Source organism: Pseudoalteromonas sp. NZS100_1 (assembly GCF_015864285.1).
Lineage (GTDB): Bacteria > Pseudomonadota > Gammaproteobacteria > Enterobacterales > Alteromonadaceae > Pseudoalteromonas > Pseudoalteromonas arctica.
Genome location: NZ_JADYXN010000011.1, coordinates 59,618 through 79,756, shown reverse-complemented (window position 1 = coordinate 79,756; position 20,139 = coordinate 59,618). Strand labels below are relative to the sequence as shown.

Below are 20,139 nucleotides of genomic sequence, written 5' to 3'. Positions count from 1 at the left end.
TTTAATGTCACGATTTTTTATCGATAGACCGATATTTGCTTGGGTACTCGCTATTGTAGTGATGCTTGCAGGTATTTTGGCGATTAGGAGTTTACCTATTTCGCAGTATCCTTCAATTGCACCACCTGCAGTGAGTATTACTGCAACGTACCCTGGTGCATCTGCACGTACACTTGAAGATACGGTAACGCAAGTTATTGAGCAAAAAATGAAAGGACTTGATGGCCTGCTTTATATGTCATCTACTTCTGAGTCGAGTGGTTCTGCTACGCTTACACTTTCGTTTAGCGCTGAAACTGACCCTGATATTGCACAAGTCCAAGTGCAAAATAAACTAGCAACAGCGACTCCACTATTACCAGAAGCCGTTCAAAGGCAAGGTGTTGTAGTTGCAAAGTCAGCGCGTAACTTTTTAATGGTTTATGCTTTTGTGTCTAAAGATGGCAGCATGACCAATATTGATATTGGCGATTATGTTTCATCAAACGTGCAAGATATTGTCTCGCGTGTTGAAGGCGTAGGTGAAGTGCAGCTGTTTGGTTCTCAGTACGCGATGCGTATTTGGTTAGACCCTTCAAAGTTACAAAATTATAAGCTGACACCTGCTGATATTAGTGCATCAATTAGTGCGCAAAATGCACAAGTATCTGCCGGTCAACTTGGCGGTATGCCTGCCGTTGATGGTCAGCAACTTAATGCAACAGTAACAGCGCAAAGTCGATTACAAACGCCAGAGCAATTTGAACAAATATTGGTTAAAACTAATCCAGATGGCTCTTTTGTACGTCTAGAGGACGTTGCTAGAGTAGAGCTTGGCGGTGAAAGCTACCGCGTTGTTGCTCGTTACGATGGGCAACCTGCATCAGGGTTAGGTATTAAATTAGCCAGTGGTGCTAACGCACTTGATACTGCCGCTGGAGTTAAAAAAGCAATTGAAGAGCTAAAACCGTTTTTCCCTGAAGGGTTAGATGCTGTTATACCTTACGACACAACGCCGTTTGTATCGTTATCTATCGAAAAAGTTATTCACACCTTAATTGAAGCTGTTGTACTTGTTTTTGTAGTTATGTATTTGTTCCTACAAAACTTTAGGGCAACACTTATACCAACAATAGCAGTGCCAGTGGTTTTACTAGGTACGTTTGGTATTTTGTACACCTTTGGTTATTCAATAAATACGCTAACGATGTTTGCGATGGTACTTGCCATAGGCTTATTGGTAGATGACGCAATCGTTGTGGTAGAAAACGTTGAGCGCTTAATGACCGAGGAAAAACTCTCGGCACTTGAAGCTACGCGTAAATCGATGGATGAAATTAAAGGCGCGCTGGTAGGTATTGCCATGGTGCTTTCTGCGGTATTTATCCCAATGGCATTCTTTAGTGGCTCTACCGGTATTATTTATCGTCAGTTTTCTATAACACTGGTATCGGCGATGGGGTTATCTGTTTTAGTTGCTCTTATTTTAACGCCTGCATTGTGTGCAACGCTTTTAAAACCAAGCCATGTACATAACAATGAGACGTTATTTGGCCGATTTTTTACAGGCTTTAACCGTGGTTTTGATAAAACAAATTCAGGTGCACAAAGCTTTGTAGGCCGTATGCTTACGCACTCTAAACGCTACTTACTTATTTATGGCGTGATTGTGGGCGGTATGGTTTATGTATTCTCAAGCTTGCCAACGGCATTTTTACCTGACGAAGACCAAGGTATTTTGTTTAACCAAGTTTCACTGCCAGCAGGCTCTACAACACAGCAAACGCTTGAGGTTGTTAAAAAGGTAGAAAATCACTTTTTAAACGATCAATCTGAAGCTGTGAATGGTATTTTTACCGTTACTGGTTTTAGTTTTGCAGGCTCTGGCCAAAACTCAGCAATTGCCTTTGTTAACCTTAAACATTGGGATGAGCGTCAACGTGACGAGTTATCTGTTCAAGGTGTTGCAGGTAAAGCGATGGGCTACTTTTCAACGATAAAAGAAGCGTTTGTGTTTGCATTCCCGCCACCTGCAATTGTTGAACTGGGTACTGCTAATGGCTTCAATATTTTCTTACAAGACCGTGTAGGCCTTGGCCATGACGCACTTTTGGCGGCACGAAATCAGTTATTAGGTTTAGCAAGCCAAAGTCCAATTTTAGCGGGCGTACGTCCAAATGGACAAGAAGATATGCCAGAACTACAACTTGATACAGATTTGGCAAAAGCCGAAGCGCTTGGTGTGTCGCAAAACGATATTAACAGTACACTTTCGACAGCATGGGGTAGTAGTTATGTGAATGACTTTATTGACCGTGGTCGAGTTAAAAAAGTGTATATGCAAGGTGATGCACAATCGCGCATGGTGCCTGAGGATCTAAATAAGTGGTATGTGCGCAATGATAATGGCGATATGGTGCCGTTTTCAGCGTTCGCTAGTGCTTACTGGACGTATGGTTCGCCACGTTTAGAGCGTTACAATGGTTTTTCAGCAATGGAAATTCAAGGTAGCGCAGCGCCGGGTTACAGTACAGGCCAAGCAATGGATGAAATGGAGCGTTTAGTTAAACAATTACCTAATGGTATTTCGTCTGAGTGGACCGGTATTTCATTCCAAGAGCGCTCAAGTAGTGGTCAAGCACCTTTACTATATGGCTTATCGCTATTGTTTGTATTTTTATGTTTAGCTGCACTTTATGAAAGTTGGTCGGTACCGTTTGCGGTAATGATGATTGTGCCACTGGGTATATTTGGTGCAATTATGGCAGCGCTAGGCGGTGGCTTATCTAACGATATTTACTTGCAGGTTGGCTTGTTGACCACCATTGGTTTGGCATCTAAAAATGCGATACTGATTGTAGAGTTTGCGATTCATAAAATGGATGAAGGACTAGGGCTTGTTGATGCTGCAGTTGCTGCGGTACGCCTTCGTTTACGTCCAATTTTAATGACTTCAATGGCGTTTATTTGTGGTGTAATCCCACTAGCAATCGCCTCAAGCGCGGGCTCTGGTGCGCAAAATGCGCTAGGTATTTCGATTATTGGTGGCACACTTGCATCATCAATATTAGTTGTTGTTTTTGTACCTTTATTCTTTGTTTTAGTTCGCCGTGTATTCCCAGGTAAAGCTAAAGAGACAACGAAGGAGAGTGCAGAATGAGTATTAAAACATTCAGCCTAAGTGCAATTACTTTATTGGTGCTAAGTGGTTGTCAATTAGCGCCAGAGCAAAAAGACCTTGCTCTACCAGTATCTGATGCTTATGCATCAGGTACTGAGCAAAGCGCTGCGCAGCAATTAAATTGGCAGCAGTTTTTTAATGATGAAAAACTACAAACCTTAATTACGCAAAGCCTTGAGCACAATAAAGACATGCAAATTGCAGTGCTTAATGTGCAGCGTGTGCGTGGTTTGTATCAAATTGAAGACTCTGCTTTGTATCCGTCGCTTGATTTAAATGCTTCTGGTACGCGCCAGCGTTTACCGGCTGACTTATCAGGTACTGGCGATGCAGCTATTAGCTCGCAATACAGTGCAACAGTGGGCATTACGTCTTACGAGTTAGATATTTGGGGCAAAGTACGCAATCAATCAGCGCAAGCACTCCAAAATTTATACTCTACAGAGCTTAGCCAATACAGTACGCAGGTGTCTTTAATTTCAGAGTTGGCAAATGCGTGGCTTAGTTACGCGACGGACTTACAACTGCTAGAGCTTGCAAAAGAAACGCTCACCTCTCAGCAAGAGTCATTATCGCTTACGCAAAAAAGCTTTGATTTAGGTGCGACGTCTTCGATTACCCTTGAGCAGCTTAGAAGTACAGTTGCTACAGCAAAAGTAGACATAGCAACGTATAAGCGTTTATTAAAGCGTGATAAAAGCGCTCTAGATTTATTAGTGGGTAAATCTGTTTCGGCTGATTTACTGCCTAATAAAGACCTTACCAACTTGATTAGCATGCCAGAAGTACCGGTTGGCTTACCGTCTGATTTGCTATCGCAGCGCCCAGATATTAAAGCCGCTGAGCATTTGCTGCTTGCTGCAAATGCCAATATTGGTATTGCACGTGCGGCGTTTTATCCAAGTATTAGCTTAACGGCCAATGCGGGGTCTGCTTCAAGTGATTTGAGTGGCTTGTTTGATTCGGGCTCAGGTACATGGAGTTTTGTGCCGTCAATTAGCTTACCTATTTTTAATATGGGACGTAACCAAGCAAATCTTGATGTAGCAAAAGCCGATCAAGCAATTGCGGTGGCAACGTACCAGCAAAAAATTCAAAATGCGTTTCGCGAAGTTGCCGATGCTCTTGCTGATAGAGAAGGTTACCAAGAGCAATTAAGTGCGCTTGATATGCTTATAAGTAGCCGACAAATCACATTTGATTTATCAAAAATGCGTTACGAAAAAGGCGCAGATAGCTACTTGCAAGTACTTGATGCTCAGCGTACATGGTACGGCGCACAGCAACAGTTAATTTCGGGTCAGCAAGCGTATCTTGCAAGCCAAATTAACTTGTACAAAGCGCTTGGTGGCGGATGGAATACGAGCGACAAAACAACTCAGGAAGAGCAGTAATATTAGCAGCTCGCTGGCGAGCTGCATTTTAATGATACAGCGAGGCTATTTATAGTGCTCGCTTTACTGAGTTTAAGACTTAGTAGTGGAGTTGAACATGAAGCCTAAAGCAAGAAGGCAAACAGATCCCGCGATAGCGCAAGCTAGGCGCGAACAAATACTAACAGCTGCTGCAGAGTGTTTTCACCGAAAAGGTTACCACGGTGCAGGCATGGCTGAAATATCTAAAACGGCAGGGATGAGTGCAGGCCATATTTATAATTACTTTGAAAGTAAAGAAGCAATTATAGAAAGCATTATTGAAAAAGACATGGAAGAGATGTTTTCTATCTTCCAACAGTTTGAAGATCATCCTGGTGATGTACTTCAAGCGCTCATTGATGGCTTAAACATTGGTGTGCAAAGGCACATGGACACGGGATCGTGTGTTATTGATTTAGACATGATGGCTGAAGCAGGTCGAAATGTTAAAGTGGCAACACTTTTACGCGAAACTGATGTTCAGGCAAGAGATCGCATGAGACAGCTTTTAACAAGTGAGCGAAGTGCGCTAAAAGATATTGATGAACTTGAACTTGAAAGCCGAATTAATGTTATTTTTTCGATGATGGCAGGGTTATTACTCAGAAAGTTACTCTACCCAGAGTTAACCGAAGAAACAGTATTAATAGCGCTTCGTCCAGCGATGAAAACATTACTAATGCCATTTGATAAAGCATAGTAAAGCGCAAAATAGATAAACTAAAAAGTAAGCTAGCCAATTATTGGCTAGCTTTTTTTATACTTTAAAAACGCTCTATTGACCATTGCAGAGCAATTATTGCTATTGCTACAGAACCCATAGGCATAAGCCACTTTTTATACCAGGTGTAGTTACGTACATAAATAAGCAATGGCAGCGCAACCAGTAATATACTGAGCTGACCGATTTCGACACCTAAATTAAATGCTAAAATGCTCAATAATTGATAGTCGCTCGACAAGCCAAGCTCGCCAAGTACGCTGGCAAACCCCATCCCATGTAGTAAACCAAAAGCAAAAGTAAGCCACCCTAAACGAAGTACCAACGGCCAAACATTATTTAATGCTGCAGATAAAACAGATATAGCAATTCCAAGCTCTACCCAACGACTATTTGGCGAGACTAAGTTCATAGCTGTTGCTGTAAGCGTAATAGAGTGCGCAAGCGTAAACGCGGTTACTATCCATGCTGTGTGTTTAATAATTTGTTTTTTAGAGCTAATACCTTGCCATGCTTTATCGCTGCGAGTTAAAACACAGGTAAGTAACAGGGCGATTAAAAATAAAATATGATCAATACCAATCCAGATATGTAAAACACCCTGATACACGTATTGATTAAACGTACTTAAATAACTTGTTTGCTCAAAGCTAAATGTTTGCTGAGCTTCGTTTATGTTAAATACACGAGATACACCGTTTATATTTACGATAGATTTATGATTAGCATCGGTTTTAAAAAAAGCAGAATAGGAAAGGGAGATTATTTCACTGTCATTGCAATTAAACATTAGCGGAATAACCAAATAAGGCTGGTTAAAATGGTTATCTAACTGATAGATACCTTCACTTGTTAAAGGGCATGCTTGCTCGTTTTGCGTGATATTTAAATTTTCTGTAATGAAGTTATTAATTGAGCTGCGCTTTGCTTTTATTTCTGCCCATGAAATTTGCCCGTCTTTATCTAAATCCAAAGGAACTGCGTGCTCTAAGTCGGCTATATTAATTTGCCAGTTGCCCGTGTATTGGTTTTTGTTGGTGTCGTTATTGTTTTTGCTATTTAGGGTTATATAACTTGTACTTAGTTGATGGGCAAAGCTGTAAGTTGAAAAAATGCACAGCATTAAAGTGAGTATAAATAGATAAGGCGTTTTCATAGTGTATCTCGTTGCATCGCTTTTGCTTGAGTAAATAATTGCTCATCGGTGCTCATTTTAGCCTGTTGCCAATTAATATGAGCCCAGTAAAGTGCTTTTTCGCGATTTGGTTGTACATCAAGGTAATATTTAGCTAAGTCACTTGCATGAAATGAATCTTTGCGAAGCTCTCGTAGTGTAACTCTTTGCGCCATTGTATTTTGCCATTTTTTATCGCGTTTATTTAGTTTTTTTTCTGCGATTGAAAGTCTTAACAAAATAGCATCCTCTAAATTACTTTTATCAGGAAGCAGTACGCTTAATGTATTTAATACTTGTTGCGGTTGATTTAGAGCAATTTGAATATCGGCCCATAAAACAATAAGGCTCACAGGGGCTTGAACTAAATCTACACTTTGTAAGTGAGACAAAGCTTGTTTGTAGTTGTTTAAACGGTAGCTCATTTCACTTAAAACATGGTTTGTAGCTAGGCTAGTTTGATTATTATTTATAATTTTTACTAATGCTTGGTAGCTGTCTAAAACGCTTTCATGTTGGCTTTGTACATCGAGTACACAGGTGCTAGCAGTAATAGTGCTTACTTGCCCAATTAAGGCTACGCAGTGTTTTTTTGCTTGTGCGAACTTACCTTGAGTCATAAATATATTGGCTAGCAATAAATGGCTATTATTATGTTTTGGCTCTCCAATCAAAACGTTGTTTGCAATATCAATAGCTTCGTCAAAAAGGTGCTCTTTTTGTAAAACGCGAGCATATAAGTAACCAATTTGAGATGAGGGTGTGTGTTTATATAGCTGGGCTAAACGGGTTTTAAGTAGCCCCTGTAAGCGCTCTGTTTGGCCGGCATATTGGCTGTTAGTGACTAATGTATTTATTTCGTCAACAGAGAGGGAAGCACTAAGCGTTGAATTACTTTTAGCAATAACTGCATCATCTTTTGGGGTAAAAGGCGCAGCGCTTAACGCAAGGGGTGTTAGGCATAAAGTAATAAATGCGACGGACTTAAAAATTGATAAATGCATTATAAATATCCTTTGAAAAAAGCCATCCATGGCCTGTCAGCTTAATTACTTGGTTAGTTACCGTTTGTTGAAATCAATCCATCAACATCGGTATCGGTGTTTGTAAACACCCGACCGTTAACAGTTAACGGCTCTGCATTTGGGGCTTGATTAAATGCATCGGTTGCAAATTGAGCAAAGTCGACTTGTAGTGCGTCAATTGTAATGTTCACTGTTGCAGTTACTTGCGAATTAACGCCATCACTTACACCAAACATAAAACTATCTGAACCTGTCACTTCTTTATTCGGTGTGTAGGTAAAGTTACCATCGCTATTAACGGTAACAGTTCCAAGAGTTGGCTCACTTGTTAACGAGTAAGTAAGCGAATCGCCATCATTGTCGCTCGCGCTGAGCATATCGGTAATGCTTACTTCAGTTTGTGTTGTTAGCATTGCATCACTTGCTGTAGGTGCGGTGTTTACAACCGGTGTAGGTTGTTTTTTATCGTCATCGCTACTACATGCACCCAATGTTAATGCACTGAGGAGAACACAAATATGGGTAGTTTTTAAATTACGCATTATTTTACTCCTTATTTAGAGCCAGCAAGCGGTGTTGCAAGGTATGGGAATGTTGAGTCCATCATTGTTGCATCAATAGGTGCGCCATCAGTAAATGGAACTGTACCCGTATTAGCATCCTCTGGTGCACAAAGACCTAAGTCAGTGTCTTCACCATTTACAGGAATAGGATGACATAAACGACCCATCACAACGCGCAGTGCAATATCAACCACATCATCACCCGGGCGACGACCATTTGGGAAACCAGCTAAGTCATTGCCAGCTACACCAAATGCAGATTGATCAGCTTGCGCTGTTGCTGCAATGGCTGTGTTTAAACGCAGCATTTCTGAAGGTGTTACCGTTGCTTGTTGATTAACGCCTGCAAAACCCGTTAAAAATGCAGTGATTAAATCAGTACGCGGAAAGTTAGTGGGTGCTAGTGTTTCAAAGCTAGTATCAAGGGTAGAGTTAACAGCATCTTTAAACAAAATGTTTAATAACTCTGGTAGTGCTGGATGAGATACATAATCTAAAAATTGTGCATCATCTTTAGGATGAGCTGTAGAGAATGTATCTTTATCTTTAATACCAATTACAAGCTCGTTTACAAGTGGGCTACCAAGGCGTGAAACCTGAGTTAATGCACCGCCGTTTACCGCATTATTAGCAAATTTAGCATTTGGGTTTAATACACGTGCTTGGGGTAAGCTTGCTGTTGTCCACGAGCCAATTACTTTATTTCCATCACCTACAATACAACTCTTTGGTATTTCGATAGCAATTGATGTGACGTTTTTATCTGCAAGGTCGTCGTTATCTGCCGATTGTGTAATACCACCTGGAAAACCGCCGCCGTCACCAGCACCTGGGGCGCTGTCACCCTCTACAGGTACATAGTTAACTAAATCAAATGTTTTACCTAGGTTAACTACAAACGGGTCTTTACGCTGTCCTACAAAAACTTGTGCCATGCTTTCACAGTTAGGAATTGAAACCTGATACACAAATTGATCCGCATAAGTTTGGTAATCACTCATCGATCCAAATGTCTTATCACCTACATAATCAAGTGGTTTAGAGAATGTGCTTGAGTTTGAGGCTGTGTTGTTTAATACAGTAGCTTCGCCAGTACGCTGTGCGCCGCTAATCATGCTCATTGTGTATGATTCGCTAAAGTTAGCTGCGCTGTCATCACCTGCAGCCACGCCGCCAACATTTTTAAGTGGTACCGAAACTGTACGTTGATTTCCTTCAGGTCCAACCGTTAATTGCACGCCTTGATTATCGTTAGGGAGCATGCTTTTAAAGTTAAACGCAAATGTAATATCTTCAACAGCATCGCCATCGTTATCGATATGAATGCTGTAAGTTGCATCCGGATCCATTGCAAAGTAATTAGGGCCGCCGTATGCGTCTTGTAGCGGGATGTAGTTAGCTATTAGTGTTACAAAATCGCCACGGCCTTGCTCGTAACTATTAAATACATAAAAATCGGTTGAATCTAAAGTCGGGAAACGGCTTATATTTGGCGCTTCTCTGTGGCTAGATGCTTCACTTGGTGCACTTACAAACGTACTACATATTACTACTGCGAGTATTGATGGAGTTAAAGCTTTCATGACTTTGTCCTTTAGTTTTGATTGAAGTCATAGCTAATAACGGGGCAGGATTTAAATTGGATGCAAAAAAGTTAAATTAAATTTATATTTTGTTAAAAAACTTGAATTAAGGGTTGGCTACTTTATACAAGCAGCCAACATTGGTCATAATAGCAAGGTTATAAAAGTACCAGCTCTGTGGTGTATAACACCTCAGTCGGTAATCCATTTGGCGAGCCACCAATAGGCTCTAAGCTTACTGCAAGCAATGCGATATCACTTGCGTTAAAGCGGTTATCTTTTAATAATATTTTACTGCCTTGCTTGGGAAGTAAACCCAATGAAATAGGTGCATCTTGCCCTTTTAAAATCATCCACAACTCATAATCTTTATTAGTTTGGGCAACCAATTGGCTACTGGCTTTAATTGAGAGCCCTTGCTCGCTTACATCAATAAACCATAATGATTGTTTATCTTGATTTTGAACCAAAGCAATTTGTTGAGTGTGCATAACATTGGTACTAGGTTGAATAACCAAAAAGGCTAAAACAATACACGCAGCAGTTGCCACAAAAGACCATGTACGCCAAATTGAAGGCTTGGTATGTATGACTGTTTTACTTGTTTGTGGCCTGTTTTCAATACGCTGTAGTATATTTACCCATACATCGTCACGTGGTGTTTGCGGTGTAATAGCACTCGCTAAGTTGTTTAGGTTTTGCTCCCATAGACTTGTTGCTTCACGTGCTTGATTTGAGTTAAGTAACAGACGCTGAAAACGCTTACGGGCAAGCCCTCTAAGTGTGCCAAGCACGTACTGCCCAGCAAGCGCGTCTAATAGTTCGGGTTTATTATAATTCATAATGTTAAACACCTTTGTAGCTGCATAAGCCCACGCCTGATCCAGCTTTTAACTGTACCTAATGGCGTTTCTATATGATCCACTAACTCGCTATGACTCAGCCCCTTATAATAAGCTAAGTGAATAGCTTGTTTTTGTTGCGGTTCAAGTTGTTCGATACAATTAACCAGTTTCGTTTCTTCATCGTAATTAACGTCAACACTTTCATTTTCATATTCGTCATCGCCTAACGACTGCTCTTTTCGTACTTTGTGATAGCGCAGTGAGTCAAGACTTCTATACCTAACTATACTTATCATCCAACTAATAACGGTGCCTTTAGAGGCGTTATATTCAGATGCGTTATGCCAAATTTTTATAAAAGCGTCTTGTAGTGCCTCTTCCGCATAAGCTCTGTTAGTGAGCATATTTAAACTAATAGCAAAAAGTTTGCCGCTAGTTTGTTGATATAAACTTGAGAAAGCATTTTTGTCTCCTTGTGCTGTTGCGCACAAAAGAGGGAGTAAATCATCGTTATCCATAGGGGTCCTGTTTTTCTTATTATCATTGAGAAAACGGTTGAGAGTGTGATTTGGATGCAAAAAATTTAATTGATTTTTAGATTAGCTGCTTTATACGTTAGTACAAGCAATAACCGATCAGTGTTTGAAATTTAGACGTGTAAGTATAATTTATTCACATGTTTGTAAAAAATGCACAAAGAGCAGATTGCACTTAAATTTATTTTATTATTAACATTATATATCAATAGCTTATAATTTTAATTTGAATTTAAAATGCCATTTATATGGCGTGATATTTGCAAAAGAGTACATAAAGCCGTTTAAATTAAAATTAGAAAATCGGAATTATTTACACAAAGGAGAAACTATGTGGGCTGCAATTGGTTATTCACTTTTAGCATTACTACTTATTTTTATTGGTTGGGAAGTAAACTCTGTTTACTTTGCTATTGTTTTTTATTGGACTGCACTGTCACTTTTATTAGTGAGTACCGCATATATTTTTAATACAGCAAAAATATTTAGAAAACGTGAAAATGGGGTGATCCCATTTTATATACGTTGGGCGTTTGTGCCATTTTTATTTGGTGTGCAAATTTATAATGCCTGGTCACGTAAGCGCGATAAAGTGCCGCCAATTCAAAAAATAAACGAAAACCTATTTTTAGCTTGCCGATTATTTCCCTCAGACATAGACACATTAAAAGATAACGGAATTACTGCAATTTTAGACGTTACGTGTGAATTTGACGGACTCGAGTGGAGTTCAACACAAGAGAATATAAATTACTTAAACATTCCGGTGCTCGATCATAGTATTCCTACCCATTCTCAGTTAAATCAGGCTATTAATTGGATACATCATCATATTAAAGAAAACCGTCGCGTAGTTGTACATTGTGCTTTAGGCCGTGGGCGGTCAGTTTTTGTAATGGCGGCTTATTTATTGAGTCAAAACAAAAATGCAGATGTACATGAAGTACTTGCACAAATAAAGGAAACCCGCGAAACCGCAAACTTAAATAAGCATCAGCTGCGTCATTTAGCTAAGCGCCATAAAAAAGGCGAGCTGCTGATTAAAAACAAAGCAGTTTTAATTGCAAATCCAGTATCTGGTATACGATTATGGCAAGAAAAAGAGCACTTAATTGTTGCGCGGTTATCGGCCTATTACGATTTAAAAGTACTTACTACTTCACAAGACGTAAACGGTATTGAGCTTGCTAAACAAGCGATTACGCAAAAACCAGACATGATAATAGCGTGTGGAGGCGATGGTACAGTGGCCGAAGTTGCAAGCGTACTTGTAAATACACAATGTAAGCTAGGTATTATACCAATGGGGACTGCAAACGCACTTGCGCATGTATTAATGGGGATTAGCTCTAAATTTATTCCTGTTGAACAAGCCTGTGACTTAATAATTGATGGTCAAACAAGCACAATAGATACCGCTTATTGTAATAACGAATTAGTACTTTTATTAGCGGGTATTGGTTTTGAGCAATCTATGATAGAAAAAGCAGATAGAGAGTCGAAAAATAAGTCGGGGCAACTTGCCTATTTAAATGGTTTTTTTGAAGCCTTTGGTGAGCAAAAATCACAGCTACTTAGTGTAAAACTCGATGATAATGAGCCGAAAGAAATATGTACAAATAGCTTTATTGTGGCTAATGCTGCGCCTTTTACAACGTTATTGGCTCAAGGCGGTGGGCAGCCAGATCATAGTGACGGGCTTCTTGATGTAAATTGGCTAACACCAAATAATGAAAATTCTACGACAATATTGAGTATTGCAGAACTGATGTTTAGCAGTTTAACGCAAACACATTTAGCTATAAATTCGCATCATACAAATGCTAAAAGAGTCGAGGTGACAGGCGAAGGAGAGCTTAAGTACGTACTTGATGGGGAAGTTAAAACTGCTCACAGACTCGTTATTACTATTGAGCCGGCCTCATTAAATGTGATTTGCAAAGAGCAATAAATCGCGCTAGTTACAATTAAAAAAGGAGCTAAATTAGCTCCTTTTTTACATCATTTTTTAATTGATGGCCAAACAAACCCTGTTGTATCCGGCGCTTGAGAAGATGTTTCTCTCGGTGCACTTTTTGGTCTACGAATAGGTTTGTTATTTATAGTGTGAATATAAAGTGCTTCCACTTTATCGCGAGCCCAAGGCGTTTTACGCAAAAACTTTAAACTCGATTTAATGCTCGGTTGATCAGTAAAACACTTAATTTTCACTTGCTCGCCAAGGGTTCTCCAGCCAAGTCGCTGTTCTAACTCAACAAGTATTTGTTCTAACGTTACCCCATGTAAAGGGTTTTTAGGTTGATTATCCATAGCCATACTACTTATTTAAACTGCGTGCATTGTAGCTCAAATCAGCTTTTAGCGCTAATTCACAGTGATTGTTTTAGGAGCGGTTGGGTAAATAGCATTACCTTGTTTATCTATTTTAAGCCAAATGAGTTGACTGTTACTGTGTTGAGGGTTTTTAGCACCGCATAAAAGTGTAAAAGAGTGAATTTGTATTAACGCGCCTTCGCTATAGCGTTTGTTGTCGTACCAACAGTTTGATTCTTCATTTACAAACTGGTTTGCATCAATAATTGAATGGGTTTTAAGGGTTGTTGCTTCACTAAATATTGAATACGATAAGCTGCTAAAACAAAAGCATAGAATTAAAAAGTTACGCATTAGAGGCCTTTAAATAGGGAGGGTTAAAAATAATACATTAAGCTAAAAAACGTGCTAGTGTAAAGTACACAAAGTGATTTTAATTATAAACTTAGTTACTCACAGAACAACTTGGATTCAAATAAAAAGGTGCACACAATGCAATTTAATCAAACAATGATCGAAGAATTCACACTATTAGCGAAGTTTCCTCGCGACAGTAAAATGCAGGGTATTAAATTACACTCAGACGCAGAGCCAAGCTTACTTAGTGCAGCGCAACGTTTATTTGAAAAAGGGATTATAGATAGCCCAGATGGCGGATATTTAACTGATCTGGGCTTAGATTTAATTGAGCACATTACGGTTATTCATAGTGCGCTACAAAGCTAGCTAACCTGAACTCTAGTTAGTTACTGAACTAGCTTAATTTGCATCGGGTTGATTTTGCGGTGCAGCATCATTAAATGCAGCTAATTTATTACAGTGTTCGTAAATAGCTGCAATTTTTGGATAAGCGCTCATATTTACGTTAAAACGAATTGCATTAAATACTTGCGGCACTAAACAAATGTCAGCAAGTGTTGGTTGATTACCAAAACAGTAGTCATCATTTTCGTTTAGCATCAGTTCTATTTTTTCAAAACCAACTTCTATCCAATGTCGATACCACTTATTTTTAGCCTCGTCATCAACACCTAATTCGTTCGATAAATACTTCAGCACGCGTAAATTATTAACAGGATGAATATCGCAGGCAATGGCAAAGCTTAAATTTCTTATTTGTGCTTTTTGCCACGCAGTTCCTGTAATTAATGGCGATTGCGGATAAGTTTCATCAAGCCATTCCAGTATTGCAAGCGATTGTGCTAAAACACCATTATCGGTTTCAAGTGCAGGTAGTAACCCTTGCGGATTAGTCGCTAAGTATTCTTCCCCAAGCTGCTCCGATTTTAAAAGGTTAACAATAGCAAGTTCATGATCAATTGCTTTTAAGTTAAGCGCTATACGTACCCTATAGGCCGCTGATGAGCGAAAGTAGCTGTATAATTTCATAATTAATCCTGTGAACCTGTAAATTGTTTTTTAATAGTACGCCAGCAATCGGTATAGTTTGGTTGGCGCTCTTTGCCTTCTAGTGCATATTTTGTTGGTGAAATTATATAGCGCGACTCAAACATAAAGGCCAATGTGTTTTCGTATTTTTGTGGTGTAAGCTCAGCATTTGAGGCTTTTTCAAATACGTCGGCTTCAGGTCCATGTGGCGACATACAATTGTGTAAACTTGCACCACCAGGTACAAAACCATGCTCTTTTGCATCATACATACCCTCAATCAAGCCCATAAATTCACTCATAATATTGCGGTGATAATAAGGCGGGCGAAATGTATTTTCGGCTACCATCCAACGTGGTGGAAATATCACAAAATCGACATTTGCCATACCCTCAGTAGCAGAAGGAGAGGTTAGCACAGTGAATATAGATGGGTCGGGATGATCAAAACTTACTGTATTCATTACATTAAAACGCGATAAGTCGTATTTATAGGGGGAGCTGTTACCCGTCCATGCAACCACATCAAAAGGAGAGTGCTTAATTTCACAGCTAAATAAATTACCGTTGAATTTAGATACAAGCTCAAAGTCACCTTCTTTATCTTCAAAGGCAGCAACGGGGTATTGAAAGTCTCTGTCGTTGGCGTAACCGTTTGCACCAACAGGTCCTCGCTCTGCAAGCTCTAACGCATGGCCATAATTTTCACAAATATAACCACGGGCTGTATCATCAATTAAATCAACAGCGAACTTAATTCCTCTGGGAATTACAGCAATTTCACCTGGTTTAATGCTTAACTTACCGCACTCGGTGTGAATTAATAACTCACCTTGCTGAGGGACAAACAACATTTCGCCATCGGCATTGCAAAAGTAACGTCCTTGCATTGACTGATTAGCGACATATACATGAATGCCAATACCAGATTGCCCATTAGCACTGCCATTAGCAGCCATAGTTACCAAGCCATCAATAAAATCAGTAGGCTGTGAAGGCATATCAATAGGATTCCAACGTAGCATTGTTGGTGGTGTTACGGCCTCAGTAATTGGGGCTGTTCTTATTAGGCCGTTATCAATTGCTTGGTAATCACCTTGCACTACCGACGGACGAAGGCGGTAAAACCAAGTGCGGCGATTTGAAGCGCGAGGAGCCGTAAATGCAGTCGAACTAAATTGCTCGGTGTATAAATCGTATTTAACCTTTTGTGGGCTAAATTGTCCTATTGGCAATGCACCGGGTAGCGCTTGTGTTTCAAATTCATTACCAAAACCTGTCATATAACTTAATTGTGTCGTCATTACTGACTCCTGTGAGAGGGGGGTTGGTTTAATATTATTTTTATTTCAGTTAAGGTACTCTCAAGTGAGACTAATATCAAATGTGCAACTATGCATCTACGTAAATATTAATGAACACCAAAGTAAACCTTACAAAGCTGGGATAACTAAAAATGAAAATTGATTTAGCAACGTTTTTACCTTATCAATTAACGAATGTAGCAACACGTGTAAGTAACGACTTTGCCGAGGTTTATCAAACTAAGTACGGTTTAAATATTCCCCAGTGGCGAATACTTGCTAATTTAGCGCAGTATGGCCAAAGCAACGCAAAAGATTTATGCACGCAAGCAAATATGGACAAGTCGACAGTGTCGCGCGCGGTAAAAGTTTTAATAGATAAAGGTTTAGTGAGAAGTGAGCTAAATGAGCAAGACAAACGCGCAGCATTACTTGTGCTGAGCCAAGCAGGGCAAAACTTATATGAAAATATAGCGCCCGATGCACTGAATTGGGAAAAACAATTACTGAGCACTTTAACTAACGAAGAATACGAAGTGCTAGTGAGTATTTTTGAAAAGTTAAATAACAAATTAAAGGCATAAAAAAGCCCACCAAAGTGGGCTTTTAAAAGATGTTTTAGGTTACAGCTCTAAATTAGAAAGTGTAACGAACACCTACACGCATTTGCCATACAGATGCACTATTTTCCGTAGTTGTACCTACGTTATTAGAGTTAAAACCAGAGTAAACGTAGCGGCCATCATCATCAATAGATGTTGAAATCACACGGTTGCCTACAAAAGAACCTTTCTTAAGTACGCCCCAGTCATCGTTTAACAGGTTTGTAAGGTTATCAATTACGAAGAATGCTTCACCCTTGTGACCTTCCATAAACCCAGGAAGCTCTTGCGTTAACTTAAAGTTAAATTTAACAAACCAATCTGCATTTTGTGAGTTACGTCCAGCAATTTCACCGCGCTCTAGACCTTCTGAAGCGATGAAATCATTGAATTCATTGATTTCAGCAGCACTCATGTCGTAAACAACGTTAGGATCGTTTTCAAGTGGTACGTATAACAGTTGACGAGAGCCAAAACCGTAGTTATTAGTATCACCAAACGTATTATCGCTATTGTTAAACACATAGCTGTAAGGTAAACCTTTATATGCTTCACCGAACAAGTTAAAGCGAGTAGCAAAACCATCTACAAACTCATGACTATAACCAAGAGTCATAGTAAAACGATGTGGAATTTCGTAATCAGATGATGCAACACCAGGGTTACCTGGATCTGTTAATGCTAAATTACTGTAATTAGAATCAGCAACCGAACTCGTCATTGGGTTCACATCATCAGAATCTGTATATGCGTAACCAAAGCTAAAGTTAACACCATTATCGTACTGTTTACTAATGCCTAATGAGATAACTGATGAATCACCGCTATCACCGCTCACATTTGTAAGTAAGTAGTCACGTGAGCGAGTATCACCCGGATTTAGAGTATCATCTTTACCTTCGTATAGAGGGCGCCCATCAAATGTCGTTTCACCAGAATTAACTAAACCAAGATCTACTAAGGTAGCCGCATCATTCTTTTTAGAATATAAGTAATCAAGTGAAATTACATACTCATTTTCAGTAGTGTAAGTAGCACCTAAAGAGTATTTCCACTCTGATGGTAATTCAAAATCAGAAGCTACAGCATTTACATTAGAATCACCTGATCCAATTTCTGTTCCAGCTATAGTATCAAATTGAGACTGTGGTACTTCGTAACCTGGAGCTCCACCGTTTACATTTGGTGTATTGAATAGATCTACACCACGAATTTGAGAGGTAATTTGCGTAATACCGTCATTCGAGTAAGAGTTAGACAACCAAACATTTGGGTTACCACCTGAGAATAAACCAGCACCTGCACGTACTTCAAGCTCATCTGTTGCATACCACTGAAAACCTACACGAGGTTGAATTAAATCAATACCATCAAATGTACTCTGGTTACTGAAGCCATAGCGAGCAGTATAGTTTTCATTAAGGTTTGGTTTATCATCACTAGTATATTTATCGTAGCGAAGGCCAAATGTTAAGCTGGCATCAATATCGGTAAAGCTATATTCATCTTGGACGTATAAAGTGTGTTGAGCATATTCGAAACTTGCTGCAACATCATTTGGATCATTTGTAGTCGCAGCATTGTTGTAGTAAACACGTGCAGCTTGTCCGTTTTCAAAATCTTCTACAGAATCAAAACGCCATTCACCTTCAGTATGCTGTACAAATAAATTAAATACTTCAAGATTTTCATACTCATAACCTGCTGTTATTGTATGTTGATCTAGGTAATAAGTACCCGCAAATTTAGCAGTCGTTGTATCGTAGTTTAAATCGTTAGATTGACGTGAGTCATCTGGACCAATATAAATTGTGCCACCGTTTTCAGTGCTGATTTGCATTTCACCAAAGCTACTTGCTGCATCCAAAGATTCAACGCGAGCATCTAGTTCAGATTTACCAATACGCACTTCAGTAGAGAAGTCATCTGACCAATCAGAATAAAGAGAAGCTACTATCGATGTAAACTCAGCACCTTGCTCATAAAAGTGGTTAGAAAGCGAAAGTTCATCATTATCGGCATCTGATTGAGAGATCGTGAATGCATCGTTGTAGTTATAAATGATGTTAGCACGATGACTTTCGTTGATGTTCCAATCTAATTTAACTAGAATTTTTTCATCTTCAATCGGTGAACTTGATGGCATGCCACCAGCGTCATAGTTGTAAAGAGACTGTGAGGCAGTTTGAACTCGAGAAAGATCATCAGCAGTAACACTACCACTTGTTAGGCCGCCGTAGTTAAACTGTTGTACACCTTCAAGTTTTTCATATGAGGTGAATAAAAATAGTTTATCTTCAATTAGTGGAAGACCTACATTAAAGCCGTAGCGCTTTTCTGTATAATTACCTGCATCGTAATCTTCACCTTCAATTGAATCACCCTGCATAGAGTCATTTGTATAATCGAAGAATACACCGCCATGTAATTCATTACCGCCAGATTTCGTTACAGCATTGATGTTACATGATGTAAAACCACCGTATTGAACGTCAAATGGTGCAAGTTCTGCTGAAACTTGTTCAATTGAATCGAAAGAAAAAGGTGCATTTATTGTCGGGTAACCATTTGAGCTTAAGCCGAAGTTATCGTTCATACGAACGCCGTCTAGCGTTAAGCTGTTGTAGCGAGGGTTACCACCACCACAGTTAATTGAACCACGGCTATCATCAATTGTGATACGCGGGTCGATACGGATAATGTCTTTTAAATCACGGTTAATAGCAGGTTGGTTCTCAAGATCAGTTAGCGTAAATGTAGACGCCGGACCAGTACCACCAGACATAGAGCTAATTGGTGCCCCAGTAACTACAATTTGTTCCATGCTTGATTGTGACTCAAGAGAAACATTTACTGGGTAATCGTTACCAATATTAAGAATTATGTTATTGAATTCTTGGTCTGCATATACATCTGAATCAACAACTACTTTATAAGGACCGCCAACTCGCAGGCCTTTAGCTGTGAAATAACCAGCGTCATTTACTTCAGTTGTTTTTACTGATCCAGAAGGTACGTGTAAAATTGTTACTTTAGTGCCGGCTGCTGGGTTGCCGTTAGGTCCCATTACTTGACCTTTAATTGCAGAGGTCGTTTCGTTAGCCATTGCAGCGCCACTTACACCAACACATGCTGCAATAGCAAGTGAAAGAGCTGTTTTGCGTAATTGAGTTTTCATTTAATTTTCCCGTGTAGTTATTAATTAAATTTTTATATTTTTATTTTAAATTTTGCAAAATAAACAGTTGAAGTTCATTTATTAAAAATCCGTTACTAGTGTACCTTATTTATTCGTTACAAATAAAATACAACTGCAATATATTTTTAATAAATAGTACTAATTTTGTCTATTTGAGTGTTTTTTTGAGCAATAACTCTATATCGGGGTATATATTACGTGGGCTTTATGACAAACATGTGAAATTGTAGGGGTAAAATAAAAAAACCCATTACAAATTTGCAATGGGTTTATTGTAACTTACAAATAACTTAACAAGTTATTGATGCAG

Annotated in this window: 17 protein-coding genes; 6 read left to right on the top strand and 11 right to left on the bottom strand. The window is 39.3% G+C overall.

All coding sequences use genetic code 11. The annotated features are described in order from the left end of the window. The first annotated feature begins 4 nt into the window (after positions 1-4). The 3 genes from I6F66_RS09630 to I6F66_RS09620 all read left to right on the top strand — a co-directional run bounded on the left by I6F66_RS09630 (position 5) and on the right by I6F66_RS09620 (position 5,275). Positions 5-3,139: an efflux RND transporter permease subunit gene (locus tag I6F66_RS09630; protein WP_165728365.1), complete on the top strand. Its 3,135-nt coding sequence runs from the start codon at positions 5-7 to the stop codon at positions 3,137-3,139. Further along, on the top strand, positions 3,136-4,554 hold the full coding sequence (locus tag I6F66_RS09625) for an efflux transporter outer membrane subunit (protein ID WP_197209164.1): 1,419 nt from the start codon (positions 3,136-3,138) through the stop codon (positions 4,552-4,554). Before I6F66_RS09630 ends, I6F66_RS09625 begins: the two co-directional genes overlap by 4 nt. Positions 4,555-4,651: 97 nt before the next feature. Further along, a complete protein-coding gene (locus I6F66_RS09620; RefSeq protein ID WP_197209163.1) occupies positions 4,652-5,275 on the top strand; it encodes a TetR/AcrR family transcriptional regulator in 624 nt (207 codons plus the stop codon). 64 nt (positions 5,276-5,339) lie between these two features. On the opposite strand, the gene I6F66_RS09615 is transcribed toward I6F66_RS09620, so the two are convergent. From I6F66_RS09615 to I6F66_RS09590, 6 genes are all read right to left on the bottom strand, one after another. Continuing rightward, positions 5,340-6,452: a HupE/UreJ family protein gene (locus tag I6F66_RS09615; protein ID WP_197209162.1), complete on the bottom strand. Its 1,113-nt coding sequence runs from the start codon at positions 6,450-6,452 to the stop codon at positions 5,340-5,342. Beyond that, positions 6,449-7,474, bottom strand: a complete 1,026-nt coding sequence (locus I6F66_RS09610; RefSeq protein ID WP_197209161.1) for a hypothetical protein — start codon at positions 7,472-7,474, stop codon at positions 6,449-6,451. Before I6F66_RS09610 ends, I6F66_RS09615 begins: the two co-directional genes overlap by 4 nt. Before the next feature lie 53 nt (positions 7,475-7,527). Continuing rightward, positions 7,528-8,037, bottom strand: coding sequence for an Ig-like domain-containing protein (locus I6F66_RS09605; RefSeq protein ID WP_197209160.1), 510 nt, complete (start codon positions 8,035-8,037; stop codon positions 7,528-7,530). A gap of 11 nt (positions 8,038-8,048) precedes the next feature. Then, positions 8,049-9,641, bottom strand: coding sequence for a DUF4331 domain-containing protein (locus I6F66_RS09600; RefSeq protein ID WP_197209159.1), 1,593 nt, complete (start codon positions 9,639-9,641; stop codon positions 8,049-8,051). 158 nt (positions 9,642-9,799) lie between these two features. Beyond that, positions 9,800-10,483: an anti-sigma factor gene (locus I6F66_RS09595; protein ID WP_197176045.1), complete on the bottom strand. Its 684-nt coding sequence runs from the start codon at positions 10,481-10,483 to the stop codon at positions 9,800-9,802. Further along, positions 10,480-11,004, bottom strand: coding sequence for a sigma-70 family RNA polymerase sigma factor (locus tag I6F66_RS09590; RefSeq protein WP_007582398.1), 525 nt, complete (start codon positions 11,002-11,004; stop codon positions 10,480-10,482). Before I6F66_RS09590 ends, I6F66_RS09595 begins: the two co-directional genes overlap by 4 nt. Before the next feature lie 349 nt (positions 11,005-11,353). Between I6F66_RS09590 and I6F66_RS09585 the strand changes: the two genes are divergently transcribed. Beyond that, on the top strand, positions 11,354-12,973 hold the full coding sequence (locus tag I6F66_RS09585) for a diacylglycerol kinase family protein (protein WP_197209158.1): 1,620 nt from the start codon (positions 11,354-11,356) through the stop codon (positions 12,971-12,973). 50 nt (positions 12,974-13,023) lie between these two features. On the opposite strand, the gene I6F66_RS09580 is transcribed toward I6F66_RS09585, so the two are convergent. Together I6F66_RS09580 and I6F66_RS09575 are read right to left on the bottom strand one after the other, a co-directional pair. Next, positions 13,024-13,332 carry a VF530 family DNA-binding protein gene (locus I6F66_RS09580; protein WP_010553962.1) on the bottom strand — a complete coding sequence of 103 codons (309 nt, stop codon included), beginning with the start codon at positions 13,330-13,332 and terminating at the stop codon, positions 13,024-13,026. 54 nt (positions 13,333-13,386) lie between these two features. After that, positions 13,387-13,689, bottom strand: coding sequence for a DUF1496 domain-containing protein (locus I6F66_RS09575; RefSeq protein WP_165728355.1), 303 nt, complete (start codon positions 13,687-13,689; stop codon positions 13,387-13,389). Between the two features lie 138 nt (positions 13,690-13,827). Here I6F66_RS09575 and I6F66_RS09570 point away from each other — a divergent pair, with 138 nt between their 5' ends. After that, positions 13,828-14,061, top strand: a complete 234-nt coding sequence (locus tag I6F66_RS09570; RefSeq protein ID WP_007582405.1) for a TIGR02647 family protein — start codon at positions 13,828-13,830, stop codon at positions 14,059-14,061. Between the two features lie 33 nt (positions 14,062-14,094). On the opposite strand, the gene maiA is transcribed toward I6F66_RS09570, so the two are convergent. Then, positions 14,095-14,724, bottom strand: a complete 630-nt coding sequence (gene maiA / locus I6F66_RS09565) for a maleylacetoacetate isomerase (RefSeq protein WP_024593138.1) — start codon at positions 14,722-14,724, stop codon at positions 14,095-14,097. A gap of 2 nt (positions 14,725-14,726) precedes the next feature. Continuing rightward, a complete protein-coding gene (gene hmgA / locus I6F66_RS09560; protein WP_197209157.1) occupies positions 14,727-16,028 on the bottom strand; it encodes a homogentisate 1,2-dioxygenase in 1,302 nt (433 codons plus the stop codon). Between the two features lie 152 nt (positions 16,029-16,180). Here hmgA and I6F66_RS09555 point away from each other — a divergent pair, with 152 nt between their 5' ends. Continuing rightward, complete coding sequence (locus I6F66_RS09555; protein WP_197119938.1) at positions 16,181-16,612, top strand: MarR family winged helix-turn-helix transcriptional regulator; 432 nt, start codon at positions 16,181-16,183, stop codon at positions 16,610-16,612. 52 nt (positions 16,613-16,664) lie between these two features. Here I6F66_RS09555 and I6F66_RS09550 read toward each other — a convergent pair whose 3' ends face one another. Further along, on the bottom strand, positions 16,665-19,808 hold the full coding sequence (locus I6F66_RS09550; RefSeq protein ID WP_024593140.1) for a TonB-dependent receptor: 3,144 nt from the start codon (positions 19,806-19,808) through the stop codon (positions 16,665-16,667). Between the last annotated feature and the right edge of the window lie 331 nt (positions 19,809-20,139).